The 1,736-nt window shown below is 60.2% G+C and carries 3 protein-coding genes and 1 pseudogene; all 4 read right to left on the reverse strand.

All coding sequences use genetic code 11. The features are described 5' to 3' along the window. Positions 1-195: pseudogene (locus tag KFS80_RS26700) on the reverse strand (hypothetical protein); the annotation flags it as partial. Then, entirely contained in the window at positions 192-515 is a 324-nt protein-coding gene (locus tag KFS80_RS26705; protein ID WP_122597479.1) for a phage holin, lambda family, read from the reverse strand. The gene KFS80_RS26705 and the pseudogene KFS80_RS26700, both read right to left, overlap by 4 nt. Positions 516-842: 327 nt before the next feature. Then, entirely contained in the window at positions 843-1,007 is a 165-nt protein-coding gene (locus KFS80_RS26710) for a hypothetical protein (RefSeq protein WP_156497536.1), read from the reverse strand. A 152-nt stretch (positions 1,008-1,159) separates the two neighbouring features. Beyond that, positions 1,160-1,736, reverse strand: a 577-nt coding sequence (locus KFS80_RS26715; RefSeq protein WP_212546468.1) for a hypothetical protein, incomplete at its 5' end; no start/stop codon positions are given.

Consider the following 1,736-nt stretch of genomic DNA (forward strand, 5'->3'; position numbering starts at 1 on the left):
ATCGGCGTTGCGCTGGGCTTCGGCGCGCAGTGTGGTGATCGTGGCCTGGCTTTCAAGGTTGGCGTCGACCGCCTTCTTCTTCTCGCTGGCTTCGAATGCCACTTCACCGCGAAGGGCGATGACGCGCGACTGCTGAATCCCAACGAGGAGCAGACCGACCAAGGCAATGATGATTGCAGCAGCGAACGCCTTCATGCGGCATCCGCCTTGCGACCGAGGAATCGGGTCACCAGCTCGCGAATGGCTGTCACGCCGAGGAACCCAATAGTTCCTCCAGCAGCAACCGACAGACTGGGCGGCCAGGTCATCCACTCGATCACACTGGACGCAACAAGGCTCAGCGATCCACAGATCAGCGATTCGAAAAGGATCCGACGCTTACTGGTTTCCTTCGCGTCGTACATCACGCGAAGCAACGATACGGTGATGGCCATGATTGCGCCCTGCCAGAGCGGATTGCTCAACGCCAGCCAGATCTTGGCCCAGGTGTCTGGCTTATCAGGCATGGTAGGCATCCGAGTTGCCTCCCCCATGGGGAGATTGATAAATCCGGCGTCCGCTGCACTCCCAGCTCGGAGCAATGGGTGTGGGGAGCCGAAAACGGAAAAAGCCCCTGCAAGTGCAGAGGCCCCTGAATAGGTGCGCTCGTCTTTCCGAGCTGTCGGCCAAAGGCTTTCTCAACGTCGACGCCCCTTTGCATCGATCTCGCTGATCGTGTCTCGCGCCACCCTGAAAGCATTGTGAGGTCAGAGTGCGCGGGCTGCCGGCGTTGATCCGTGCGTCGCACTATCCGGCTATCGACGTCCAGGCCTTCCCGAAGGCTGTCCTGGCTACAGGTAAAACTACAGATTCTTTTTGTGGATGCGCCAACCCATGGCGACACCGGGGTGCAGATACTCTCCGGTGCGCGGATGGCGCGAGAAATCGGTCTCGCCAACTTGGCGTGCGACCGCCTCCCACGCCGTTCTGGCGCGATCCAGCAGATTGCTCTTGGCTTTCAGCTTCACGCGCACCTCCAGAAGGTTGAATTCGAGGCAATAAAAAACCCGGCGCGGTGGCCGGGTTTCGTTTGTCACTCCTCGATACGCGCAGGAATGACAGGATGGGTGAATAATGCGACATGGCGACATGACATTGCAAGCCCTTTTGAGGGACTATTTTATGCCGCCTCGCCTTCCAGCACTCCGACTGCTTCAAGCATGTGTTGCGCCTCGACCAGAGCCTCGTTCACAAGTGACTCCAAGCCGTCCTTGATGGCCTTGTTCCAGCGCTGGTAGGTGCGCTCTGTAAGCCCTTGGGAATCCCAATTCGTCATGTCGTAGTTCGAGTCGGCCAGGACGATCATCTCGCCGGGCTTTTCCTCTGCTACGGCGCGCGCATGCTTGTTGGCCCGGGCAACGTCAGCGTCTGCTGCCGCGTTGCGCCAATCCCACTGCCCCTCCTCCTTGTTCTCCCGGTGCTTCGGCGCCTTGATCTGGGTCACCGCTCGCTGAATGCCCTTCACCTGCTGCGGTACCGCCCAAACGAGAACGGACTGTTGCGTGAAGCGCTGCGGTGCTGGGGTCTTCACCACGGCGACCAGCCGGCCGATGGAATCGATTTTGCGGCCACGGTGGGTGCTGTACTTCGCCACCAGGGCATTCCAGTGCCGCGGGGAAAGCTGGGCGTGCAGGAGCTTGTGCACGATGCAGTCAGCCAGCAGCGCGGCATCCTTCCCGGATATCTCGCCCTTGAGC

It is taken from the genome of Pseudomonas rustica (assembly GCF_018336155.1).
GTDB lineage: Bacteria > Pseudomonadota > Gammaproteobacteria > Pseudomonadales > Pseudomonadaceae > Aquipseudomonas > Aquipseudomonas rustica.